This is a genomic window from Ruegeria sp. TM1040 (genome assembly GCF_000014065.1).
In the GTDB taxonomy this organism is placed as follows: Bacteria; Pseudomonadota; Alphaproteobacteria; order Rhodobacterales; family Rhodobacteraceae; genus Epibacterium.
Window position 1 is genome coordinate 953,212 of the sequence record NC_008044.1, and the last position, 17,850, is coordinate 971,061.

The 17,850-nt window shown below is 61.6% G+C and carries 19 protein-coding genes; 13 read left to right on the top strand and 6 right to left on the bottom strand.

Annotation, left to right across the window (positions count from 1 at the left end):
* Positions 1–17 precede the first annotated feature (17 nt).
* The 3 genes from TM1040_RS20120 to TM1040_RS08800 form a co-directional block, all read right to left on the bottom strand.
* Positions 18–185: a hypothetical protein gene (locus tag TM1040_RS20120; protein WP_011538237.1), complete on the bottom strand. Its 168-nt coding sequence runs from the start codon at positions 183–185 to the stop codon at positions 18–20.
* 106 nt (positions 186–291) lie between these two features.
* Positions 292–1,713, bottom strand: a complete 1,422-nt coding sequence (locus TM1040_RS08795; RefSeq protein ID WP_254658864.1) for a DUF2927 domain-containing protein — start codon at positions 1,711–1,713, stop codon at positions 292–294.
* A gap of 150 nt (positions 1,714–1,863) precedes the next feature.
* On the bottom strand, positions 1,864–2,703 hold the full coding sequence (locus TM1040_RS08800) for an AAA family ATPase (RefSeq protein ID WP_011538239.1): 840 nt from the start codon (positions 2,701–2,703) through the stop codon (positions 1,864–1,866).
* Between the two features lie 187 nt (positions 2,704–2,890).
* On the opposite strand from TM1040_RS08800, the gene dksA reads away from it, so the two are divergent.
* The 3 genes from dksA to TM1040_RS20260 all read left to right on the top strand — a co-directional run bounded on the left by dksA (position 2,891) and on the right by TM1040_RS20260 (position 4,842).
* On the top strand, positions 2,891–3,313 hold the full coding sequence (dksA, locus tag TM1040_RS08805; protein ID WP_005634254.1) for an RNA polymerase-binding protein DksA: 423 nt from the start codon (positions 2,891–2,893) through the stop codon (positions 3,311–3,313).
* 92 nt (positions 3,314–3,405) lie between these two features.
* Positions 3,406–4,575 carry an FAD-dependent oxidoreductase gene (locus TM1040_RS08810; protein ID WP_011538241.1) on the top strand — a complete coding sequence of 390 codons (1,170 nt, stop codon included), beginning with the start codon at positions 3,406–3,408 and terminating at the stop codon, positions 4,573–4,575.
* Between the two features lie 93 nt (positions 4,576–4,668).
* The gene (locus TM1040_RS20260) at positions 4,669–4,842 is read left to right on the top strand and encodes a hypothetical protein (protein ID WP_166485538.1); all 174 of its coding nucleotides are present in this window, start codon (positions 4,669–4,671) and stop codon (positions 4,840–4,842) included.
* A gap of 35 nt (positions 4,843–4,877) precedes the next feature.
* Here TM1040_RS20260 and xth read toward each other — a convergent pair whose 3' ends face one another.
* The gene (xth, locus tag TM1040_RS08815) at positions 4,878–5,684 is read right to left on the bottom strand and encodes an exodeoxyribonuclease III (RefSeq protein ID WP_011538242.1); all 807 of its coding nucleotides are present in this window, start codon (positions 5,682–5,684) and stop codon (positions 4,878–4,880) included.
* 453 nt (positions 5,685–6,137) lie between these two features.
* Between xth and TM1040_RS08820 the strand changes: the two genes are divergently transcribed.
* The 3 genes from TM1040_RS08820 to TM1040_RS08830 all read left to right on the top strand — a co-directional run bounded on the left by TM1040_RS08820 (position 6,138) and on the right by TM1040_RS08830 (position 8,504).
* The gene (locus TM1040_RS08820; protein WP_044026705.1) at positions 6,138–6,353 is read left to right on the top strand and encodes a hypothetical protein; all 216 of its coding nucleotides are present in this window, start codon (positions 6,138–6,140) and stop codon (positions 6,351–6,353) included.
* A gap of 88 nt (positions 6,354–6,441) precedes the next feature.
* Positions 6,442–7,506 (top strand): DUF6902 family protein, encoded by a 1,065-nt coding sequence (locus TM1040_RS08825; RefSeq protein WP_011538244.1) that lies wholly within the window; start codon positions 6,442–6,444, stop codon positions 7,504–7,506.
* Complete coding sequence (locus tag TM1040_RS08830) at positions 7,503–8,504, top strand: DMT family transporter (protein ID WP_011538245.1); 1,002 nt, start codon at positions 7,503–7,505, stop codon at positions 8,502–8,504. Before TM1040_RS08825 ends, TM1040_RS08830 begins: the two co-directional genes overlap by 4 nt.
* A gap of 193 nt (positions 8,505–8,697) precedes the next feature.
* On the opposite strand, the gene TM1040_RS08835 is transcribed toward TM1040_RS08830, so the two are convergent.
* Positions 8,698–9,021: a HesB/IscA family protein gene (locus TM1040_RS08835; RefSeq protein WP_011538246.1), complete on the bottom strand. Its 324-nt coding sequence runs from the start codon at positions 9,019–9,021 to the stop codon at positions 8,698–8,700.
* Between the two features lie 90 nt (positions 9,022–9,111).
* On the opposite strand from TM1040_RS08835, the gene TM1040_RS08840 reads away from it, so the two are divergent.
* The 7 genes from TM1040_RS08840 to TM1040_RS08870 all read left to right on the top strand — a co-directional run bounded on the left by TM1040_RS08840 (position 9,112) and on the right by TM1040_RS08870 (position 16,635).
* On the top strand, positions 9,112–10,254 hold the full coding sequence (locus TM1040_RS08840) for a deoxyguanosinetriphosphate triphosphohydrolase (protein WP_011538247.1): 1,143 nt from the start codon (positions 9,112–9,114) through the stop codon (positions 10,252–10,254).
* Between the two features lie 174 nt (positions 10,255–10,428).
* Positions 10,429–12,171 (top strand): arginine--tRNA ligase, encoded by a 1,743-nt coding sequence (gene argS / locus TM1040_RS08845; protein WP_011538248.1) that lies wholly within the window; start codon positions 10,429–10,431, stop codon positions 12,169–12,171.
* A 110-nt stretch (positions 12,172–12,281) separates the two neighbouring features.
* Positions 12,282–13,616 (top strand): SPOR domain-containing protein, encoded by a 1,335-nt coding sequence (locus TM1040_RS08850; protein WP_049763262.1) that lies wholly within the window; start codon positions 12,282–12,284, stop codon positions 13,614–13,616.
* Positions 13,616–14,677 carry a glycoside hydrolase family 3 N-terminal domain-containing protein gene (locus TM1040_RS08855; protein WP_011538250.1) on the top strand — a complete coding sequence of 354 codons (1,062 nt, stop codon included), beginning with the start codon at positions 13,616–13,618 and terminating at the stop codon, positions 14,675–14,677. Before TM1040_RS08850 ends, TM1040_RS08855 begins: the two co-directional genes overlap by 1 nt.
* Entirely contained in the window at positions 14,670–15,467 is a 798-nt protein-coding gene (locus TM1040_RS08860) for a segregation and condensation protein A (protein WP_011538251.1), read from the top strand. Before TM1040_RS08855 ends, TM1040_RS08860 begins: the two co-directional genes overlap by 8 nt.
* Entirely contained in the window at positions 15,467–16,147 is a 681-nt protein-coding gene (gene scpB, locus TM1040_RS08865; protein ID WP_011538252.1) for an SMC-Scp complex subunit ScpB, read from the top strand. The genes TM1040_RS08860 and scpB overlap by 1 nt, the downstream gene beginning before the upstream one ends.
* Before the next feature lie 191 nt (positions 16,148–16,338).
* Positions 16,339–16,635 (top strand): hypothetical protein, encoded by a 297-nt coding sequence (locus TM1040_RS08870; protein ID WP_254658866.1) that lies wholly within the window; start codon positions 16,339–16,341, stop codon positions 16,633–16,635.
* On the opposite strand, the gene TM1040_RS08875 is transcribed toward TM1040_RS08870, so the two are convergent.
* The gene (locus TM1040_RS08875; RefSeq protein ID WP_011538254.1) at positions 16,589–17,788 is read right to left on the bottom strand and encodes an MFS transporter; all 1,200 of its coding nucleotides are present in this window, start codon (positions 17,786–17,788) and stop codon (positions 16,589–16,591) included. The genes TM1040_RS08870 and TM1040_RS08875 overlap by 47 nt on opposite strands.
* Positions 17,789–17,850: the final 62 nt, after the last annotated feature.

Below are 17,850 nucleotides of genomic sequence, written 5' to 3' on the forward strand. Positions count from 1 at the left end.
TTTGGGGCAGGTCAGCGTCAGATCATCATGCGGTGGGTGACGATGGTGGCGAACAGGCCGAGAATACCAAAGATCATGCCGTAGACAGCCCCGTATTGCAGCATATCGGCAAGATTGCCGCCACGTTTACGGGCCTTATAGGCGCCAAGGGCAGCACCAACGAGCAGGGCGAGGATGACGATCATGTAACACAGGTCCAAAATTCGGGGTGTCCGGGTCTGCGATAGGCGACACGAACGACCGGTGGGGCTTTGGCGTGGATATAGCCCGGCTTTGGCGCAGGTGCAAAGGTCAGCGACGCCGGGAAGGACCGGCTGCGGCAACCTCACGCGGCGTCATCGCGATGACCGCGCCCGGACCATTGCCATAGAGTGCCCATCCGGCACTCTCTGCGCGCAGGGCGGTCGCGCGGCGACGGTCGCCGCGGCTCTCGGCGATATGCGCCTTCAGGGTCAAAAGCGTGGCCATCAGGGCGGCGTTCTGGCTGGTTTGCGCAGCGCCATAGGCGGTATCGATCAACTGTTCGGCGCGCGCGATATTGCCCGCGCGCAGCGCATAGGCAGCAAGGCGGGACTGGTTGAGGGCGCGATGCGGCGCGGTGTCCGGCCCGGTGCCGAGGTAATTGAGCGCGGTGCGAAAATGCGCTTCGGCCTGCTCGGGGGCAGATGTTTCCAGCGTCCGCCCGATCAGGAAATGCCCAAAGGCGCGGCGGTGATCCTGCCAGCCCTGCGCCTCGGCGATATGGGCAGCCGTATGGGCGGCGCGCACGCGCTGGGCGCGTGTTGCGGAGCCACCGAGCGCAGTCTCGACCGCCGAAGTCCAGGCGCTGGGGGTCTGGGGCAGCGGGGCTGGGGCGCGGCGGGCGCCGGCAGGGTTGAGCCGCGAAAGGATCGCGGGCAGGCGCGCGGCGACCTCTTCGCGAGTCATGCCGGTTTTGAGGGAGGGGTCGTAGGTTGCGCGCAGCATCAGCATGTCAAAGCCGGTCAGCACCGCATGTACATTGTCGTCGTTAAAGACCGAATCTCGCAGGCGATAGAGGTCATTGAGCGGCCCCAGCGCCTGCGCCAGTTCCTCGTGCAGGCAGTCGCGCAGCTCTTGCGGGTTCACATCATTGGGCACAAAGATCGCCAGCCGCTCGCGGTTGCGCAGGTTTTTCCAGTCGGTTTGCGGCAGGCGGCGCGCGCGGCGGTATTCCTCGATCGAGCTGACATTTGGTACCACGAAACAGGCGGCATGCGGCAAAAGACGTTGAATGCGCGCGCGGCTCACGGCCTCGATGGTCACGGAGGCGGGCACCTCGCCTTGCGTGCGCAGGCGGACGTTGATCCCGGCCTCGCGGCGCAGGCGCGTCAGCAGTGCCTCAAGATCCATGCGCAGCGTGGCGGGGGCGGTGCCGGTGACCGCGACGCTCACCGGGCCTTCGAAACGGGTGAAGACCGGCATGGTGGTGCCGCCCTCAAGACGAAAATGCAGATCGAGAAAATCCCGCGCCATATCCGCATTGGAGCGCAGCGGCGGCGAAGCCGCGCGGGTGGCAAAGGTGCGGATGGGGGGCAGGTCCATCGCCAGTGAGGCCGACGCGCGCGAGGGCGGCGTCTCGGCGGGGGTGCAGGCCAGCAGGAGCGCGCAGCCCAGAAAAACCGTCTTGAGGCGCAGCGCCCGGAGCGAAGGCAAGACGCGTTCGAGCGCGCCCCAGGGGGAAGAAAAGGTCACATGCACGTCTCTGGTCCGCCTTGGCAAGATCCGGGATCATCTCCCGGCCAAGACACCCAGTATGAACATGATTTGGGCAAAAATTTGAAGTCGGGTCCGATTTTGATGGCAGATAGGGCCGGTGTGCAGCCGGCCCGCATCAGATCATCATCAGCGCCCACGTCGCGCCATAAAGGCGAGGCGTTCAAACAAATGCACATCCTGTTCGTTCTTGAGCAAGGCACCGTGCAGTTTTGGCAGCGCATTTGCTCCGTCGCGTTTCAGATCCTCGGGGCTCAGGTCTTCGGCCAACAGGAGTTTCAGCCAGTCGATCACCTCCGAGGTGGAGGGTTTTTTCTTGAGCCCCTGTGTGTCGCGGATTTCGTAGAATTGCGTGAGCGCCGCCGACAAGAGGTCGGGTTTGATGTCGGGGTGATGCACTTCGACGATTTTCTTCATCGTCTCGGCATCGGGGAAGCGGATGTAATGGAAGAAACAGCGCCGCAAAAACGCGTCGGGCAGCTCTTTTTCGTTATTGGAGGTGATGATCATCACGGGGCGATGTTTGGCGCGGATGGTTTCGCCGGTCTCGTAGACGTGAAACTCCATCTTATCGAGTTCCTGCAAGAGATCGTTGGGAAACTCGATATCGGCCTTGTCGATTTCATCAATCAGGAGCACGACTTTCTCGTCGGCCTCAAAGGCCTCCCAGAGCTTGCCTTTCTTGATGTAGTTCTTGACGTCATGCACGCGCTCTTCGCCGAGCTGGCTGTCACGCAGACGTGACACCGCATCGTATTCATAGAGCCCCTGCTGCGCGCGGGTGGTGGATTTGACGTTCCACTCGATCATGCGCAACCCAAGGGCGTCTGCCACCTGTTTGGCGAGCTCGGTCTTGCCGGTGCCCGGCTCGCCCTTGACCAGCAAGGGGCGCTCCAGAGTGACCGCAGCATTCACTGCAACTTTCAGGTCTTCGGTTGCCACATAGTCCTTAGTGCCCTGAAATAACATGAACTCTCCCTCCGGTTGCGCCTTAGTATTGCCGAATTGGCATGTCAGGCTCCGGTATAAGCACAGCGAGTGACTATTGTGTAGTGACATTCGCGGCACTTGGGATTAAACGCTGCGGCATGGGGGAGCCAGAATGCTTGGAAAATTTGAAGAGACCAAGATGATGGGCCAGACCGAAGGAGCCGAAATGAAGCAGGACGTGTTTCTGCCGGAGGACTATCGCCCGGCCGAAGACGAGCCGTTTATGAATGAACGGCAAATGGAGTATTTTCGACGCAAGTTGTTGAATTGGAAAGCCGAGCTTTTGGATGAAAGCCGGGATACCATCGAGGGCCTGCAGGAAAATACGCGCAACATTCCCGATGTGGCAGATCGTGCCAGCGAAGAGACCGACCGGGCCCTGGAGCTGCGGACGCGCGACCGTCAGCGCAAGCTGGTGGCCAAGATCGACGCTGCGATCCGCCGGATCGACGAAGGGGAATATGGCTATTGTGACGTGACCGGAGAGCCGATCTCCCTGAAGCGTCTCGATGCCCGACCGATCGCCACCATGAGCCTTGAGGCCCAGGAGCGGCACGAGCGGCGCGAGAAGGTCCATCGCGACGACTAATTTCAGTCATCCACAAGATTATAAAGCGCCGGGTCTTTTGATCCGGCGCTTTTTTGTTATGAGCTAGTTAACGGGGTTCGGGCATTGGGCGCATGAAGTTAGATAAACTCAGAGTAACGGTCGTTGGCGCCGGGATTGGCGGTCTGGCTGCGGCCTACCTGTTGCAACGCGCGGGCGCGCAGGTGACGGTGCTGGAGCAGGCCGAGGAAATCTCCGAGGTTGGCGCGGGCCTGCAGGTGACGCCCAACGGGGTGGCCGTGATGCGCGCGATGGGGCTCGCAGATGACCTGGCCTGGTGTGCGCAGCGTGCCCGTGCCGTGGTTCTGCGCCATCACCGTGAAGGGCGCGAGGTACTGCGGCTCGATCTTGATCAATACGCCCATGACCTGCGCTATTACTTTGTGCATCGTGCGGATCTCATCACCCTCCTGGCGGATGCGGTGCGCCGGTCAGGTGTTCAAGTGCGTCTGCTGCAAAAAGTGAACGCCGTGGTGCCGGGCGCACGTCCCAAGGTGCAACTGGCCAATGGCGATACCTGCTGCGCCGATCTGGTGGTCGGGGCCGATGGGCTGCATTCGCGTGTGCGACCTGCGCTCAATTCCGTGGCAGCGCCAAAATTCACGGGTCAGGTGGCCTGGCGGGCAACAATCCCCAACCGGCTGGATCTGGCCGCAGAGGCGCAGGTCTTTATGGGGCCTGGGCGGCATCTGGTGGCCTATCCGCTCAAGGATGGCTCCTTGGTCAATCTTGTCGCGGCACAGGAGCGGCGACAATGGGCAGAAGAAAGCTGGAGCCACGGAGACGATCCCGAGAACCTGCGTCGGGCGTTTTCCATGTTTGGTGGCGCTGCAGCAGAGCTGCTTGCGGATGTGCGTGACGTCAAGCTCTGGGGGCTGTTTCGTCATCCGGTGGCGCAAAGCTGGGGCCGCGACGGTGTGGCCTTGCTGGGGGATGCGGCGCATCCGACGCTGCCCTTTATGGCGCAGGGGGCCAATATGGCGCTCGAGGATGCCTACGCCCTGGTGCAGAGCCTTTTGGGGGCAGAGGGTTTTGAGGCGGGGCTTTCGGCCTATCAGGCGCGCCGGCACCAGCGGGTGTCAAAGGTGGTTGAGGCGGCAAATGGCAATGCGTGGAAATACCATCTGCGTTCCCCGCTGAGCTGGCCAGCGCATCAGATCCTGCGAGTAGCCGGGGCGCTGGCACCACAACGGATGGTCAGCCAGTTCGATTGGATCTATCGCCACGACGAGACGGCGGTTTGAGCGGGTGATCCTGAGCGGTCGAGTTTGACCGGGTTCGGTAAGTCCCTGATAGTTATTTTTTAATGTGCATGTCCATGTATGAGGTGTTTCGCTTTGGGCTTTGCCCAAAGCGACCCGCGCCGCGCAGGCACGCCTGCGCGGCGCTTGGCCCAATGGGAGCGCGCGCATCTTGATGCGGGCAGGGACGGGCGGGAGTTCATCCAGCAGGAAGACGCGGGCGCGCGTGCACGGCGCGGTCGTGCCGGTGCGACAGGGCGCATCGCCTGACGACCTGTCAGGCCGCCTGCGGCGCAGCTCAGGGTTCAGAGATCGAGATCCACCCAGATTGGGACATGATCGGAGGGTTTCTCGCGCCCGCGAATATCCTTGTCGATCTGGCAGTCCCGCAGCAGGTCTGCCGCCTGCGGTGTAAGCAGGAAATGGTCGATGCGGATGCCATCGTCCCGGTTCCATGCACCCGCCTGGTAGTCCCAGAACGTATAGTGCCCCGGGCCGCGTGTGCGCGTACGAAACGCTTCGGTGAAGCCAAGGTTCACAATGCGCTGGAAGGCGGCGCGGCTCTCTGGGCGGTGCAGTGCATCCTCCCGCCAGGCTTCGGGGCGCTTGGCATCTTCGGCCTGCGGGATGATGTTGTAATCCCCCGCCATCAGCGCAGGCATCTCTTCTGCCATCAACTCCGCGGCGCGCGCCTTCAGGCGTTCCATCCAACCGAGTTTATAGGCGTATTTGCCACCCTCAACCGGCGTGCCGTCGTCGTTCAGTTCGACCGGGTTGCCATTGGGCAGGTAGAGACCACAGATCCGGAGCGCTTGTTTGCCCACCACCGTGGCTTCAATCCAGCGCGCCTGCTCGTCGCTCTCGTCCCCGGGCAGGCCCCGGCGCACATCCTCAAGCGGCAGTTTCGACAGGATCGCCACACCATTGAAGCTTTTCTGGCCGTGGGTTTCCACGTTGTAGCCGCGCTCTTCGAAGAGCTCGCGCGGGAACGCCTCATCCACCGATTTGATTTCCTGCAGCACTGCCACATCGGGCTGGGCCTCGTCGAGCCAGTCGGTCAGGGCGTTCACACGGGCCTTGATGCCGTTGATGTTGAAACTGGCGATCTTCATGGCGGTCTCCGTTCTGTGCGTCCACCTGTCTATCGCCGAATTCGCCCGCTCCCGCAAGCAACAGGGCATGTGTTGCACGTCATCCACGAGGCGCAGTGTTCCGACCAGCGCCCTCCGGAAAAAAGGGTCCGAACGCTTGCGACTCGCTTGATGGATCAGGGTGCGGGTCGAGGCGAAGAATCAGCGTAGAGATCCGCCTCCAGACCCCGGCGCCGCAAGTTTTCCTGTGCAACCAAGGGTATACATCATTTCGCTTTGCAATACTGCGCGTGTGAATAAACCTGTGCAAATATTGTGGGTAACTGAAATTGCATTTTTGAATCAATTAGATGTTAATAAAAATTAATGAAGAGTGAATGCGTTTTTATCCGCATGGTGTTGGAATTCTCTTGTTTTATTTTTTTCAGGTGGCAGGTTTTGGGTGTCTATTACTTTGAATGAAGGAGAAGTCCCGTGAGCGCTCTGAAGAAAACCGTTGCCGATATTGCAGAAAATACAGGTGCATTTGCCGGTGAAAGCGTGGGTCTCGTCAGCTCCACCTGTTTCGATCAAAAGCACGCAGGTGCTCAGATATCGCTTTACAGTTCCACATGTATTTCCGAAGCCGCCACCGATGCGCTGGTAGGGGATGCAACCCATATGGTCTCTTCGACCTGCATTGAGAGCTGAGTTTTACTCCGTCTCGATTGAAATGCGTTTCGGTGACCCAATTGTGTTGGGTTGCCGAAGATCAATTTAATGATCTTGAGGTCTATTCATGGGGCAGGTGCTTTCATTTCGCAATGCGCAAGAGAAAAAAATCCGTGAAGGAGCGCCTTTTCTTTTGAATTCATTTGGCTCTTTTCGCAAAGATCCACTGGATGTTTTGTGGATGAAGGAAAATGCAGAGCTGCTCAATGTGTTGGAAACCACAGGTTGCACTTTAAATGAGGGTGCATTGGAGCCGCTTTTGCCATTTTACGAAGGCAGCCTGCGGCACCTGAATTTCTTCCGCCAGTATTATCGTTTCATCCTGTCGATCTGCCTCGATCTGGAGGATCTCGGGGTGCCGGGTCAACGAGCCGAGATCATGTCCGATTGGATCATGCGTCAAGACGTGGCGGCGGCTGAACTTTCGGATTTGCAGCGGGCCGAGGCGCGACGCCTTTTGGCGCGGCGCGGGTTCGAATTGCCCGACGTCGAAGGGCTGGATGACCGGCTGCGGGCCTTTATGCAGCGCTCTGGCGGATTTGCGGTGCCCAATCGCAAGGCTGCCTATGAGTTGACCCATATTGTCTTTTACCTCACCGAATACGGTCGCGCGCCCCTCGAACTGGAAGAAACAGAGCGTCAAAGCCTGTTGTTTGCCGGGTTGATCGCCTTTCTCGATCAGGATGCGGATCTTCTAGCGGAAATCTGCATCGCGCTTCGTTTCTGCAATGAGGCCCCTCCACAGGAATGGAGCCGTTGGCTGGAGCAACACACAGGGAAATTTACCCTGCGCGCGGCGCCCGGACGAGTGGGGCAGGACGACTACCATCCCTACCTTATGTGCAATTGGTTTCAACTTCTGGTTGGACGGACTGGGTTTTCTGAGGCACAGTGCGAGGGTTCAGTTGTGATTGAAGGGCCGGGGCGTCCCGGCGCGTTACGAGGCATGTCGATGGCACTCTATACCCTGCTTGATCAGGCGCCCGGGACCTGGGCGCGGGTGCGCGCGCCTCTATTGCAGTCGCTCAGTTCCGAAGAGGGGGAGGTTCTGCGCCGCGCTGAGGAAAGCACGCCCTTGTTCGAGCCCTTTTTCGAGACATTTTCGCGCTTTGGCCAGGTGAGTAGCGCATGAGCCCTGTCGCCACAGGGGTCCTGGCCGTCTTGCTCTATACGGGGCTGATCGCGGCGGCGGATGGGATCGTGAAACTGATGGCTGGGGGATTTGCTCCGGCGCAGCTTTTTGCTTTGTCGGGTCTTTTGGTGGCGGGGTTCTGTGTTATCGCGGGGCGGCTGCAGGGGCATCCTGACGGTCTGCGCACCAACTGCAAACGGGCGATGTTGCTGCGATCGGGCGCAACTGTGCTGTCCTGCACTTCCTTCTTTTTTGCGTTTCGCTATCTGGCATTGGCCGAGGTGTTTGTCTTTATCGCGCTGATGCCGCTGATGGCGGCGATGATGTCGGGGCTGATCCTCAAGGAGCGCATCCGCCCCGTTGTCTGGCTGGCGCTGAGCCTTGGGGTGATCGGCATTCTGGTGATGCGTCCCACGGTGCAGGTCGGAGGGGCTCTTGGGTCGGCGCTGGCGTTGAGCGGGGTTGGGTTTGGGACGCTGTCGATCATCATGGCGCGCTACATCAGCCGATACGAGAGCAACGTGCTGGCGCAGGTCTTCTATCCGAACCTGACGCTTGGGCTGGTGATGCTCTGTGTGTTGCCACTGGTCTGGCGACCGATGACGGCAGCTGATCTGGCGCTGGTCGGGGCCTATGCGGTCCTGCTGTTTGGGGCGCGTTGGCTGTTGGTATTAGCGCTGCGGCAGCTGCCGGCCTATACGGTGACACCGCTTCTCAATCTGCAATTTGTCTGGATGGCGCTGATCGGATTGATGTTCTTTGGTGAAGTGCCATTTGTATCAACCTATTTGGGCATGGCGGTTGTTGCGGCATCGGGTCTCTTTTTGGTCTGGGATCAGGCTCAAACTCAAACACCCGTCCGCACTGAGGCGCCTATGGCGACGATTGCCTCGGACAAATATCGTCGTGGGAACAGGGCGCCTGCACGCGGCGTTCGGCGCAATGACCGGCGCAGTGGCGCTTGGCGCACGCGGCGCCGGGTGCAGTCCGGCCGCTAAGTGCGTCGCGCGCGCGAGTGATGTGCGAGATTGTGTGCGCTGGCCGGGGGGGGCAGCGCGTAACTTCAATTCTTCGTAGGTCCGATGCCCAAGAGGGAACGCGCCCTGGGAGACATCAGACTCAAGATTCAGGCTGAGCGATCACATCAAGCACCCGCGAACGGGTTCGGGATGAACGCACGCCGAACGGGGGTCACATGGAAAACGAGGTGCCGCAGCCACAGCTGGAGGTGGCATTGGGGTTTTCGATCGTAAAGCGCGCGCCGATCAGCTCTTCGGTGAAGTCGATCACGGCATTCTCGAGAAACGGCAGCGAGATTTCATCGACCACGACTTTCTGGCCTTTGCCCTCAAGCACCAGGTCGTCGGATTTGGGCGTGTCGAGCGCAATCTCATATTGAAAGCCCGAGCAACCGCCGCCTTCGACCGCGATGCGCAGGGCCTGGCCTTGATCTGCAGCGCCGATTTCGGCGAGCCGGTCAAAGGCGCGATCCGTCACTTTTGGGGGCAGTTGCATGTTGGTTTTCTCCGATGGCGTGTTGCAGCGTCAGTGCAAATATAGAAAGGTGCGCGCGAGGCGACAAGATTTGCCGGAGAAAAGAAACACATGTACGCGCCCTATGCCACCATGCCCGACCGTTCGCGCGGGCGGGCTGTTCCCGAAGAAGAGAGCAGTTTTCGGTCTCCCTTTCAGCGCGATAGGGACCGGATCATCCATGCCAGCGCCTTTCGGCGCCTGAAGCACAAGACGCAAGTGTTTGTGGAGCATGAGGGCGACAATTATCGCACCCGGCTTACCCACTCCATCGAAGTAGGACAGGTGGCGCGCACCATTGCAGGCGCGCTGGGGCTCAATCAGGAGCTCACCGAGGCCGTCGCGCTGGCGCATGATCTTGGTCATACGCCCTTTGGCCACACCGGCGAGGACGCGCTGCATGAGATGATGGCGCCCTATGGCGGATTTGACCACAACGCGCAGGCCATTCGCATCGTGACGGCGCTGGAGCGTCACTATGCAGAGTTTGATGGTCTGAACCTCACCTGGGAGACGCTGGAGGCGATTGCCAAGCACAATGGCCCGGTTGTGGGGGAGCTGCCCTGGGCCTTGGCGGCCTGCAACCGGGGCATCGATCTGGAGCTGCACACCCACGCCAGCGCCGAGGCGCAGGTGGCGGCCCTGGCGGATGACATCGCCTACAATCACCACGATCTGCACGACGGTTTGCGGGCCGGGCTTTTCACGGATGACGATGTGTGCAGCTTGTCGATCATCGCGCCCGCTTACGCGGAGGTGGATGAGATCTATCCGGGGCTGGATCATAATCGCCGTCGCCACGAGGCGCTGCGGCGGTTCTTTGGGGTTATGGTCAGTGATGTGATCGAGACCTCGCGGCGTAAGATTGCGGCCTCTGGTGCGCAGTCGGTGGAGGAGATCCGGGCGCTGGATCATGCGGTTGTGACCTTTTCGGATGAGATCTGGACCCAGCTCAGAGAGCTGCGGGCCTTCATGTTCACCCGCATGTACCGCGCTCCTTCGGTGATGGTGGTGCGCGAGCGTGTCGCCGTCGTGGTGAAGGCGCTGTTTGCCTATTACCTCGAAAACACCATGGCGATGCCCGAGCGCTGGCATGGCGACATTCGCAAGGCCGAAACAGAGACTGACCGGGCGCGGATCGTATCGGACTATATCGCCGGGATGACGGATCGTTTTGCGCTGCAGCTCTATGATCGCTTGGCGCTTGGGGCTTGAACGGCGATCTGTGAGCGCGGCCGGGGATGCGAGGCTCTGCCTCGCGCTCCGGGATATTTGGGGTTAGAAGAAGGGGTGCGGTCGCGTGGCCTTTGGGGCGCGTAGGGCTTAGGCGGTTGACCCTGAGCGCGCCCCTCGGTATCCGCTGTGGCTGATACCTATGGGACGCCAGATATGAACCTCTTTACCGATATCCGTACGCTTGTGATCGACAGTCTTGCGGCCATGACGGCCGAAGGGGCCCTGCCGGAGGGGCTCGACTTTGCCAATGTCACCGTGGAGCCGCCGCGCGATGCGGCGCATGGGGATATGGCGACCAATGCGGCGATGGTGCTGGCCAAACCCGCCAAGATGAAGCCGCGCGATATTGCCGAGGCGCTGGCCGCGAAGCTGGCGCAGGACAAGCGCATCACCTCTGCGGAGGTGGCCGGGCCGGGGTTCCTGAACCTGCGTCTGGATCTGTCGGTCTGGCAGGACGTGCTGGGCAAGGCGCTCAATGCAGAAGAGGCCTATGGCCGCTCTGACATGGGGCAGGGCAAGCGGGTCAACGTTGAATATGTCTCGGCCAACCCGACAGGGCCGCTGCACGTGGGACACACGCGCGGTGCCGTCTTTGGTGATGCGCTGGCGAGCCTTCTGGATTTTGCAGGCTATGATGTGACCCGCGAGTATTACATCAACGATGGCGGTGCGCAGGTCGATGTGCTCGCGCGGTCGGCCTATCTGCGCTACCTCGAGGCCCATGGGCAGAGTGTGGAATTCCCCGATGGCACCTATCCGGGCGAGTACCTCAAGGATGTGGGCGCTGCTTTAAAGGACAAATTCGGCGATCGTTTTGTCGGCCAGCCCGAAGAGACCTGGCTTGAGGAGGTGCGCAACTTTGCCACCGACATGATGATGGATCTGATCCGCGAGGATCTGGCACTTCTGGGCGTGGAGATGGATGTTTTCTATTCGGAAAAATCCCTCTACGGCACCGGGCGCATCGAAGCGGCGCTGGAAAGCCTGGATGCCAAGGGGCTGATCTATGAAGGCGTGCTGGAGCCGCCGAAGGGCAAGAAGCCTGACGATTGGGAGCCGCGCATCCAGACCCTGTTCAAATCTACCGAACATGGTGATGACGTGGATCGTCCGGTGAAGAAATCCGATGGTGCATGGACCTATTTTGCCCCCGATATCGCCTATCACTATGACAAGGTCAGCCGTGGCTTTGACATGTTGATCGACATCTTTGGGGCTGACCATGGTGGCTATGTCAAACGGATGAAGGCGGCCGTGTCGGCGCTCTCGGATGGCAAGGTGCCGCTGGATGTCAAGCTCTGCCAGTTGGTGAAGCTTTTCAAGGACGGGCAGGAATTCAAGATGTCCAAGCGGGCAGGAACCTTTGTGACCCTGCGCGACGTGGTGGATGCGGTGGGCGCAGATGTGACCCGCTTCATGCTGCTGACCCGCAAGAACGATCAGGGGTTCGATTTTGACCTTGATAAGGCGCTGGAGCAGTCCAAGGACAATCCGGTGTTTTATGTACAATATGCCAATGCGCGCATCCACTCGACCCTGCGCAAGGCGCGCGAGGCGGGGATCGCTTGTGATGAGGCGACGCTGAGTGGTGCGGACCTGAGCCTGCTCACACATGACGCACAGCTTGCGGTTGCGCGGAAAGTCGCCGAATGGCCGCGCCAGGTGGAGATCGCCGCGCGCACCAATGAGCCGCATCGGATCGCCTTTTTCCTCTATGAGTTGGCGTCAGATCTGCATGGTTTGTACCACCTCGGCAAATCTGAAGAAAGTTTACGATTTGTTAACGAGAGCAGCGAATTGGCAACACATGCCAATTTGGCGCTGGCGCGGGCTGTTTCGATTGTCATTTCTGCCGGTCTTGGTATTCTTGGCGTCAAACCGGCGCAGGAGATGTGACACTAAAGTCGCCCGAACCGCCGGTCCGAGGCAGATCAAGAGACCCTACGTGCAGATGTCCCGCCCTGAATTGGGCGGGCTGTCTGGCACAAATGGGCAGTGAGGCGGATATGGCATATTTTGCACAGGTGGGCGCAAGCACCCCCTCTTCAAATAGCGATGGCGAACGCGGTGGGACCGCATTCGACCCGTTCTCCTCTCATCAATATTCGCGCGCACCCGATCCGGTGCAGAGTGCTCCGGCCGCAGCTGAGGCGGCACCGGAACCATCCTATCCGAGCTTTGGGATCAATCCGACGCAATCGGTAAATGTCGGCACGTTTTCGGGTGTTGGCGCCGCGCAAGCGAGCCTGACAGCGACACAGGCGGGCTACGCGGGCGGTATGAGCGCGCCAAGCGTCGCGCCCGAGGCGGGCTATGACTATGTGTCCGACTACGGCGATGCCTATGGCGGCGACGAGGATGAAATGTTTGCACCGCCGCCGGGCGGGCGCAGCGAGTTCGGCCGTATGGCCGCGTTTCTGGGCGCTGCGGCCTCGCTGGCACTGGTGGTGAGCATCTCCATGTGGGGCTACAAGCTGATCATGCGCGATGTCTCCGGCGTGCCGGTGGTCAGCGCGCTTTCGGGGCCGATGCGCGTGGCGCCGGAAAACCCGGGCGGGGAACTTGCAGACAATCAAGGGCTTGCAGTGAACTCCGTGGCCGCAAACGGGATTGCCGAAGATCCCGCCGACCGCTTGCAGCTGGCACCGCAGGCGATTTCGCTCACCGAAGACGACCAGCCGATCCCGGTTCTGACAGAGGCCGCCGAAGCCCAGGCCGCACTGGAGGCCGAAGCGCTGGCCCCGGCGGTTGAGCGGGAAACCGCAGCGATTGAGGCGGGCAATGATGTCTCGCCGCTCGAGCAGCGCAGCAATGATATCGACGCGTTGGTGGCATCGCTCACCGAAGGGGCGGTTCCGCTTGAGGATCTGCGTGAGACTTCGGCATCGATCACCCAGCCAGAACCGCTTGCGGCGGCTGAGGTTGCGGCGATCACCACGGTACCGGCGGCTGTCCGCAATGCGCCCGGCGTGCGCGAAACCCCGCGCCCAATGGTGCGCCCGGCGCGGTTTGCGCCTGCGCCCGCAGCCAGTGCAGACACCACACAAGCCGCGCGCGCCGCGGTTGATATTGACCCCAAGAGCCTTGAGGTCGGGACCCGTCTGGCACAGCTAGGCGCCTATGAGAGTGCCGAGGTGGCGCGCAGCGAATGGACCCGCATCAGCGCCAAGTTTGGTGACTTCTTTGACGACAAGGCCCGCGTGGTCCAGCGCGCCGAGAGCGGTGGGCGAATCTTCTACCGGTTGCGCGCACATGGGTTTGAAGACCTGTCGGACGCGCGCCGCTTCTGCTCGGCGCTGGTGGCGGGCAATGCAGATTGTATCCCTGTGACGATGCGCTGATGCGGTTCGGGGCGACCATTCTGGACGCAGAAGGACTGCGTCTCACCGCCGATGAAAAGGCGCTGTTTCGCGAAGCAGCGCCTTTTGGCTTTATTCTCTTTGCGCGCAATATCGAGAGCGGCGATCAGCTGCGCGCGCTGTGCGACGAGTTTCGCGAAGCCGCCGGGCATGACTGTCTGATTACGATCGACCAGGAAGGCGGGCGCGTGCAGCGGCTTCGTGCGCCGCTGGCGCGGGAGTTTCGCCCGGCGCTCGATCATGTGGAGGCGGCCTCGGATCCGGTGAGGGCGATGTATCTGCGTGCGCGCCTCATCGCGGCGGAACTGCGCGACTATGGCATCGACAGCAACTGTGCGCCGCTCGCTGATGTGGCAACTGCAGAGACCCATCCGTTCCTGCGCAATCGCTGTTACGGATCCAACGTCGAGAGCGTCGCCGCCATTGCCCGCGCCTGTGCCGAAGGACATCTGGATGGTGGCGTGGTGCCGGTGATGAAGCACATCCCCGGCCATGGGCGATCAACGATGGACAGCCACCATGATCTGCCCCATGTGACCGCCCCCGCGGACCTTTTGCGCGCGGAGGATTTCGCGACCTTTGCCAAGCTCCGGGATCTGCCGATGGCGATGACGGCGCATCTGGTCTACGACGCCTTTGATCCGCGCCCGGCGACGCTTTCGCCGGTCATGATGGAGATCATCCGCAATGAGCTGGGCTATGATGGTCTGGTGATGACCGACGACATCTCGATGAAGGCCCTATGGCAGGACGCGGCCCAAGATGAGGCGCGCACCGCTGGCGGGCCATATCCCGACGACGAAGTGACCTGGAGTGCCCGATTGGCGCGTCAGTCCCTTGATGCCGGCTGTGATGTGGCGCTTTTCTGCAATTCGTCACTGGCGGCACGCGCCGAGGTTGTCGCGTCCGCTGGGCAGATGACTAAGGCCGCTCAACGGCGCGCCGAGGCGGCCCTGGCCTGCCGCAAGCCCCCTGTCGTGCTTGACACTGAGGCCGTGGAAGCGGAACTATCTGCCCTCATGGGCGGACAGGTTTATGGCTGACGAGAACACGCTTTTTCCAAAAGAGACACAGACGGTCGAGGAGCGGCTTGAGGCCGAGTCCCTGATCGTGGATGTGCAGGGCTTTGAAGGGCCGCTGGATTTGCTGTTGACGCTCTCGCGCACACAAAAAGTGGATCTGCGCCAGATCTCGGTCTATGAACTCGCGCGCCAGTATCTGACCTTTGTGGAACGCGCCAAGGAGCTGCGCATCGAGCTTGCCGCCGATTATCTGGTTATGGCCGCGTGGCTGGCGTTTCTGAAGTCCCGTCTGCTGCTCCCCCCCGATCCCGAAGAGGATGGTCCCACGGGCGAGGAGCTGGCAGCACATCTGGCGTTTCAGCTTGAGCGGTTGCAGGCGATGCGCGATGCGGCCGCCCGGCTAATGGGCCGGGATCGGCTGGGGCGCGATTTCTTTGCCCGTGGGCAGGCCGAGGACGTGCAGCGCATCAAGACGGTGACCTATACCGCCAACCTTTTGGACCTGATGCAGGGCTATGCGCGCATCCGCACCAAGGATGAGTTCCGCCCCTTCGTGATGGACCGCGAGAGCGTGTTCACCATGGAAGAAGCGCTCGAACGTATGCGCGGGCTGCTTGGATTTACCGGCAGCTGGACCGATATGTTGAGTTATTTGCCAGATGGGTGGCACAGCGATCCGGTCAAACGGCGCTCGGCCACGGCCGCAACATTTGCCGCGTCGCTGCAATTGGTTAAAGAAGGCAAGATGGAGATTCGCCAGACCGACAGTTTCGCCCCGATCCAGCTGCGCAACCGGCCCGAGGATAGCTAATGGACGACCACACCCTCAGCGATACGGCCTCGCCAGAGCGTTCAGACAGCGACAGCCTGTTTGACGCGCCGCCCATGGCCGAGCAGGAGCGTATGGTGGAGGCGGTGCTCTTTGCCAGCGCCGAGCCGGTGACGGTGCGCGATCTCATTGCGCGCATGCCGCATGGCTGCAGACCCAGCGAGGCTCTGGAGCATCTGCGCAAACGCTACGAGGGCCGTGGGGTGCGGGTGGTGCAGGTTGGCGAGGCCTGGGCGATGCGCACGGCGCCTGACCTTGGCTACCTGATGCAAAAGGAAACGGTGGAGACGCGCAAACTCTCGCGTGCGGCCATCGAGACGCTGGCCATCATTGCCTATCACCAGCCGGTGACGCGAGCAGAAATCGAAGAAATCCGCGGTGTGTCGGTGTCGCGCGGCACCATCGATCAACTCCTTGAGATGGAGTGGATCCGGCTGGGACGGCGCAAGATGACACCGGGACGGCCAGTGACCTTTGTGGTGACGCCGGTGTTTCTGGATCACTTCGGCCTCGAAAGCGCGCGTGATCTGCCCGGTCTCAAGGAGCTGCGGGCTGCAGGGCTCCTGGAAAACAGGCCACCGCCGGGGGCCTTCCCGATCGGTCAGGGCGACAGCGAGGATGAGCGCCGTGATGAAGAGCAGGCGGAGCTGTTCGAGGACTGACCCTGCACGCAAAAGCGCGGTAGAGGACGGTCCAGTGCGCGAGGGAATGCAGTGCCTCCCACAGCCCGCGCAAGAGACCCCGCACGTCGGAGCCTGTCGCGCGCCCAGAAAACGCCGTACTCCGCCATTATGGACTGCAGAGGAACCCAAAACTCAGTGAGGATCGGATGGGGTTTGAGCGGATCGCGAACATGGTTCTGCGGCGACTGATTGGACGGGCGGTGAATGCGGGCGTAAGCGCAGGTATCAAGGCCGTCGCCAAACGCAGTCCAGCCAAGGGAGGTGGACGCCACACCACAGGGGCCCCTGTGGGTCACCGCCCCGGCGCGCCGGTGAAGGCGGAACCTGATAGAAACCCAGATCCGCAGACCGAAATCCTGACCGAGGCGCAGGTCCGGGCCGCAGCCGACGCAAAGGCCGAGCGCGCGCGGATCCGAGAGATCAGGCAGGCGCGTCGGGCGCGCCGGGCTGGGCGGGATCCGTCGTAAAGGGCAGGCTGCTGCGCCGAAGGCTCAGTGCCTCGACCGCAGCAAGGGTGGTGAGCGCCGCCGAAATAAGCACACAGCCCATGATCCCGAGCGCTTGAAAGCCGATACCGCCGACAAAGGGCGCGGCAAAGACGCTGAGGTAGGTTGTGGTCGAATAAAGACCCATGATCGCGCCGCGTTGGCGCACATCCAGCACGGTGAGCCGCGCCACAAGAAGATTCAAGCCAAAGTGCTGGAAGATCCCCCACAGGGCTGCCAGCGCCAGAAAGAGCATATAGCTGGCGCCCAACACGCCCATGGCGAGATAGACAAGGCTCAGCGCGAGGAAAACCGGCGTGGTGGCGCGGGCCATCCCGATACGGTCCAGAATCGGGTCGAGCAGCACCGCACCGCCAAACCCCAGTCCATAGATCAGTGGCAAAAGCCCAGCCTGACCGGTGCTCAGGCCAAGGCTTACCGTGGCGTGGGCACCGGTGTAGGAATAGGTGACATAGAAACTGAGCATCAGCCCGACCGAGGCAAAGATGCCGCGCGCCATGCCCGGCACTCGCAGCGCGCTGAGGGGGGAGCTGGCCGCGCCGCCCGGCTCATCCAGACGCGCAAGCGGGGCGCTTAGGGTCCAGATCAGCGCACAAAGCGCCGCCAAAGCGCCATAAACAGCCCGCCAGCCCACAAGCTCTGCGCTCCATGCGGCGAGGCTTACGCCCAGGACCAGCGACAGGGTCCAGCCGGTGAGCACGGCCCCAACCACGCGGGCTTCGCGCCCCTTTGGGGCAATCACGGCGGCCATCGTGTAGATCGAGGGCAGCGCCGCGCCACCTGCAAGGCCGCAGAGCACTTGCGCCGCGATCAGTGCCGCTAGTGACGGGGCCAGCGCGCTGGCAACAAAGCCAAGGGTCAGCACCGCCAAGGCCATACGCAGCAGACGCCCCGCGCCGATGCGGTCGCCGATCGGGGCGATCAGCAGCGCCGCCGCTGCCACCCCAAGCCCATAGCCGCTCGAGGCCCAGAGCACCTGCGCCGGGCTGGCCGCGAGGTCGGCTCCGACGGTTTGCACCAGAGGCGACAGCAACAGCGCGTTGGTGCCCACGATGGCAATGGCGCACATCAGGGTGGCGATGGAGATCCAGAGCGGTGGGGCAGAAGAGGGCATGACAGGTCTCGTGAGGGATTGAATTTCATTCGGCAGTTCGGCCTAATTGGTGAAACTCATTC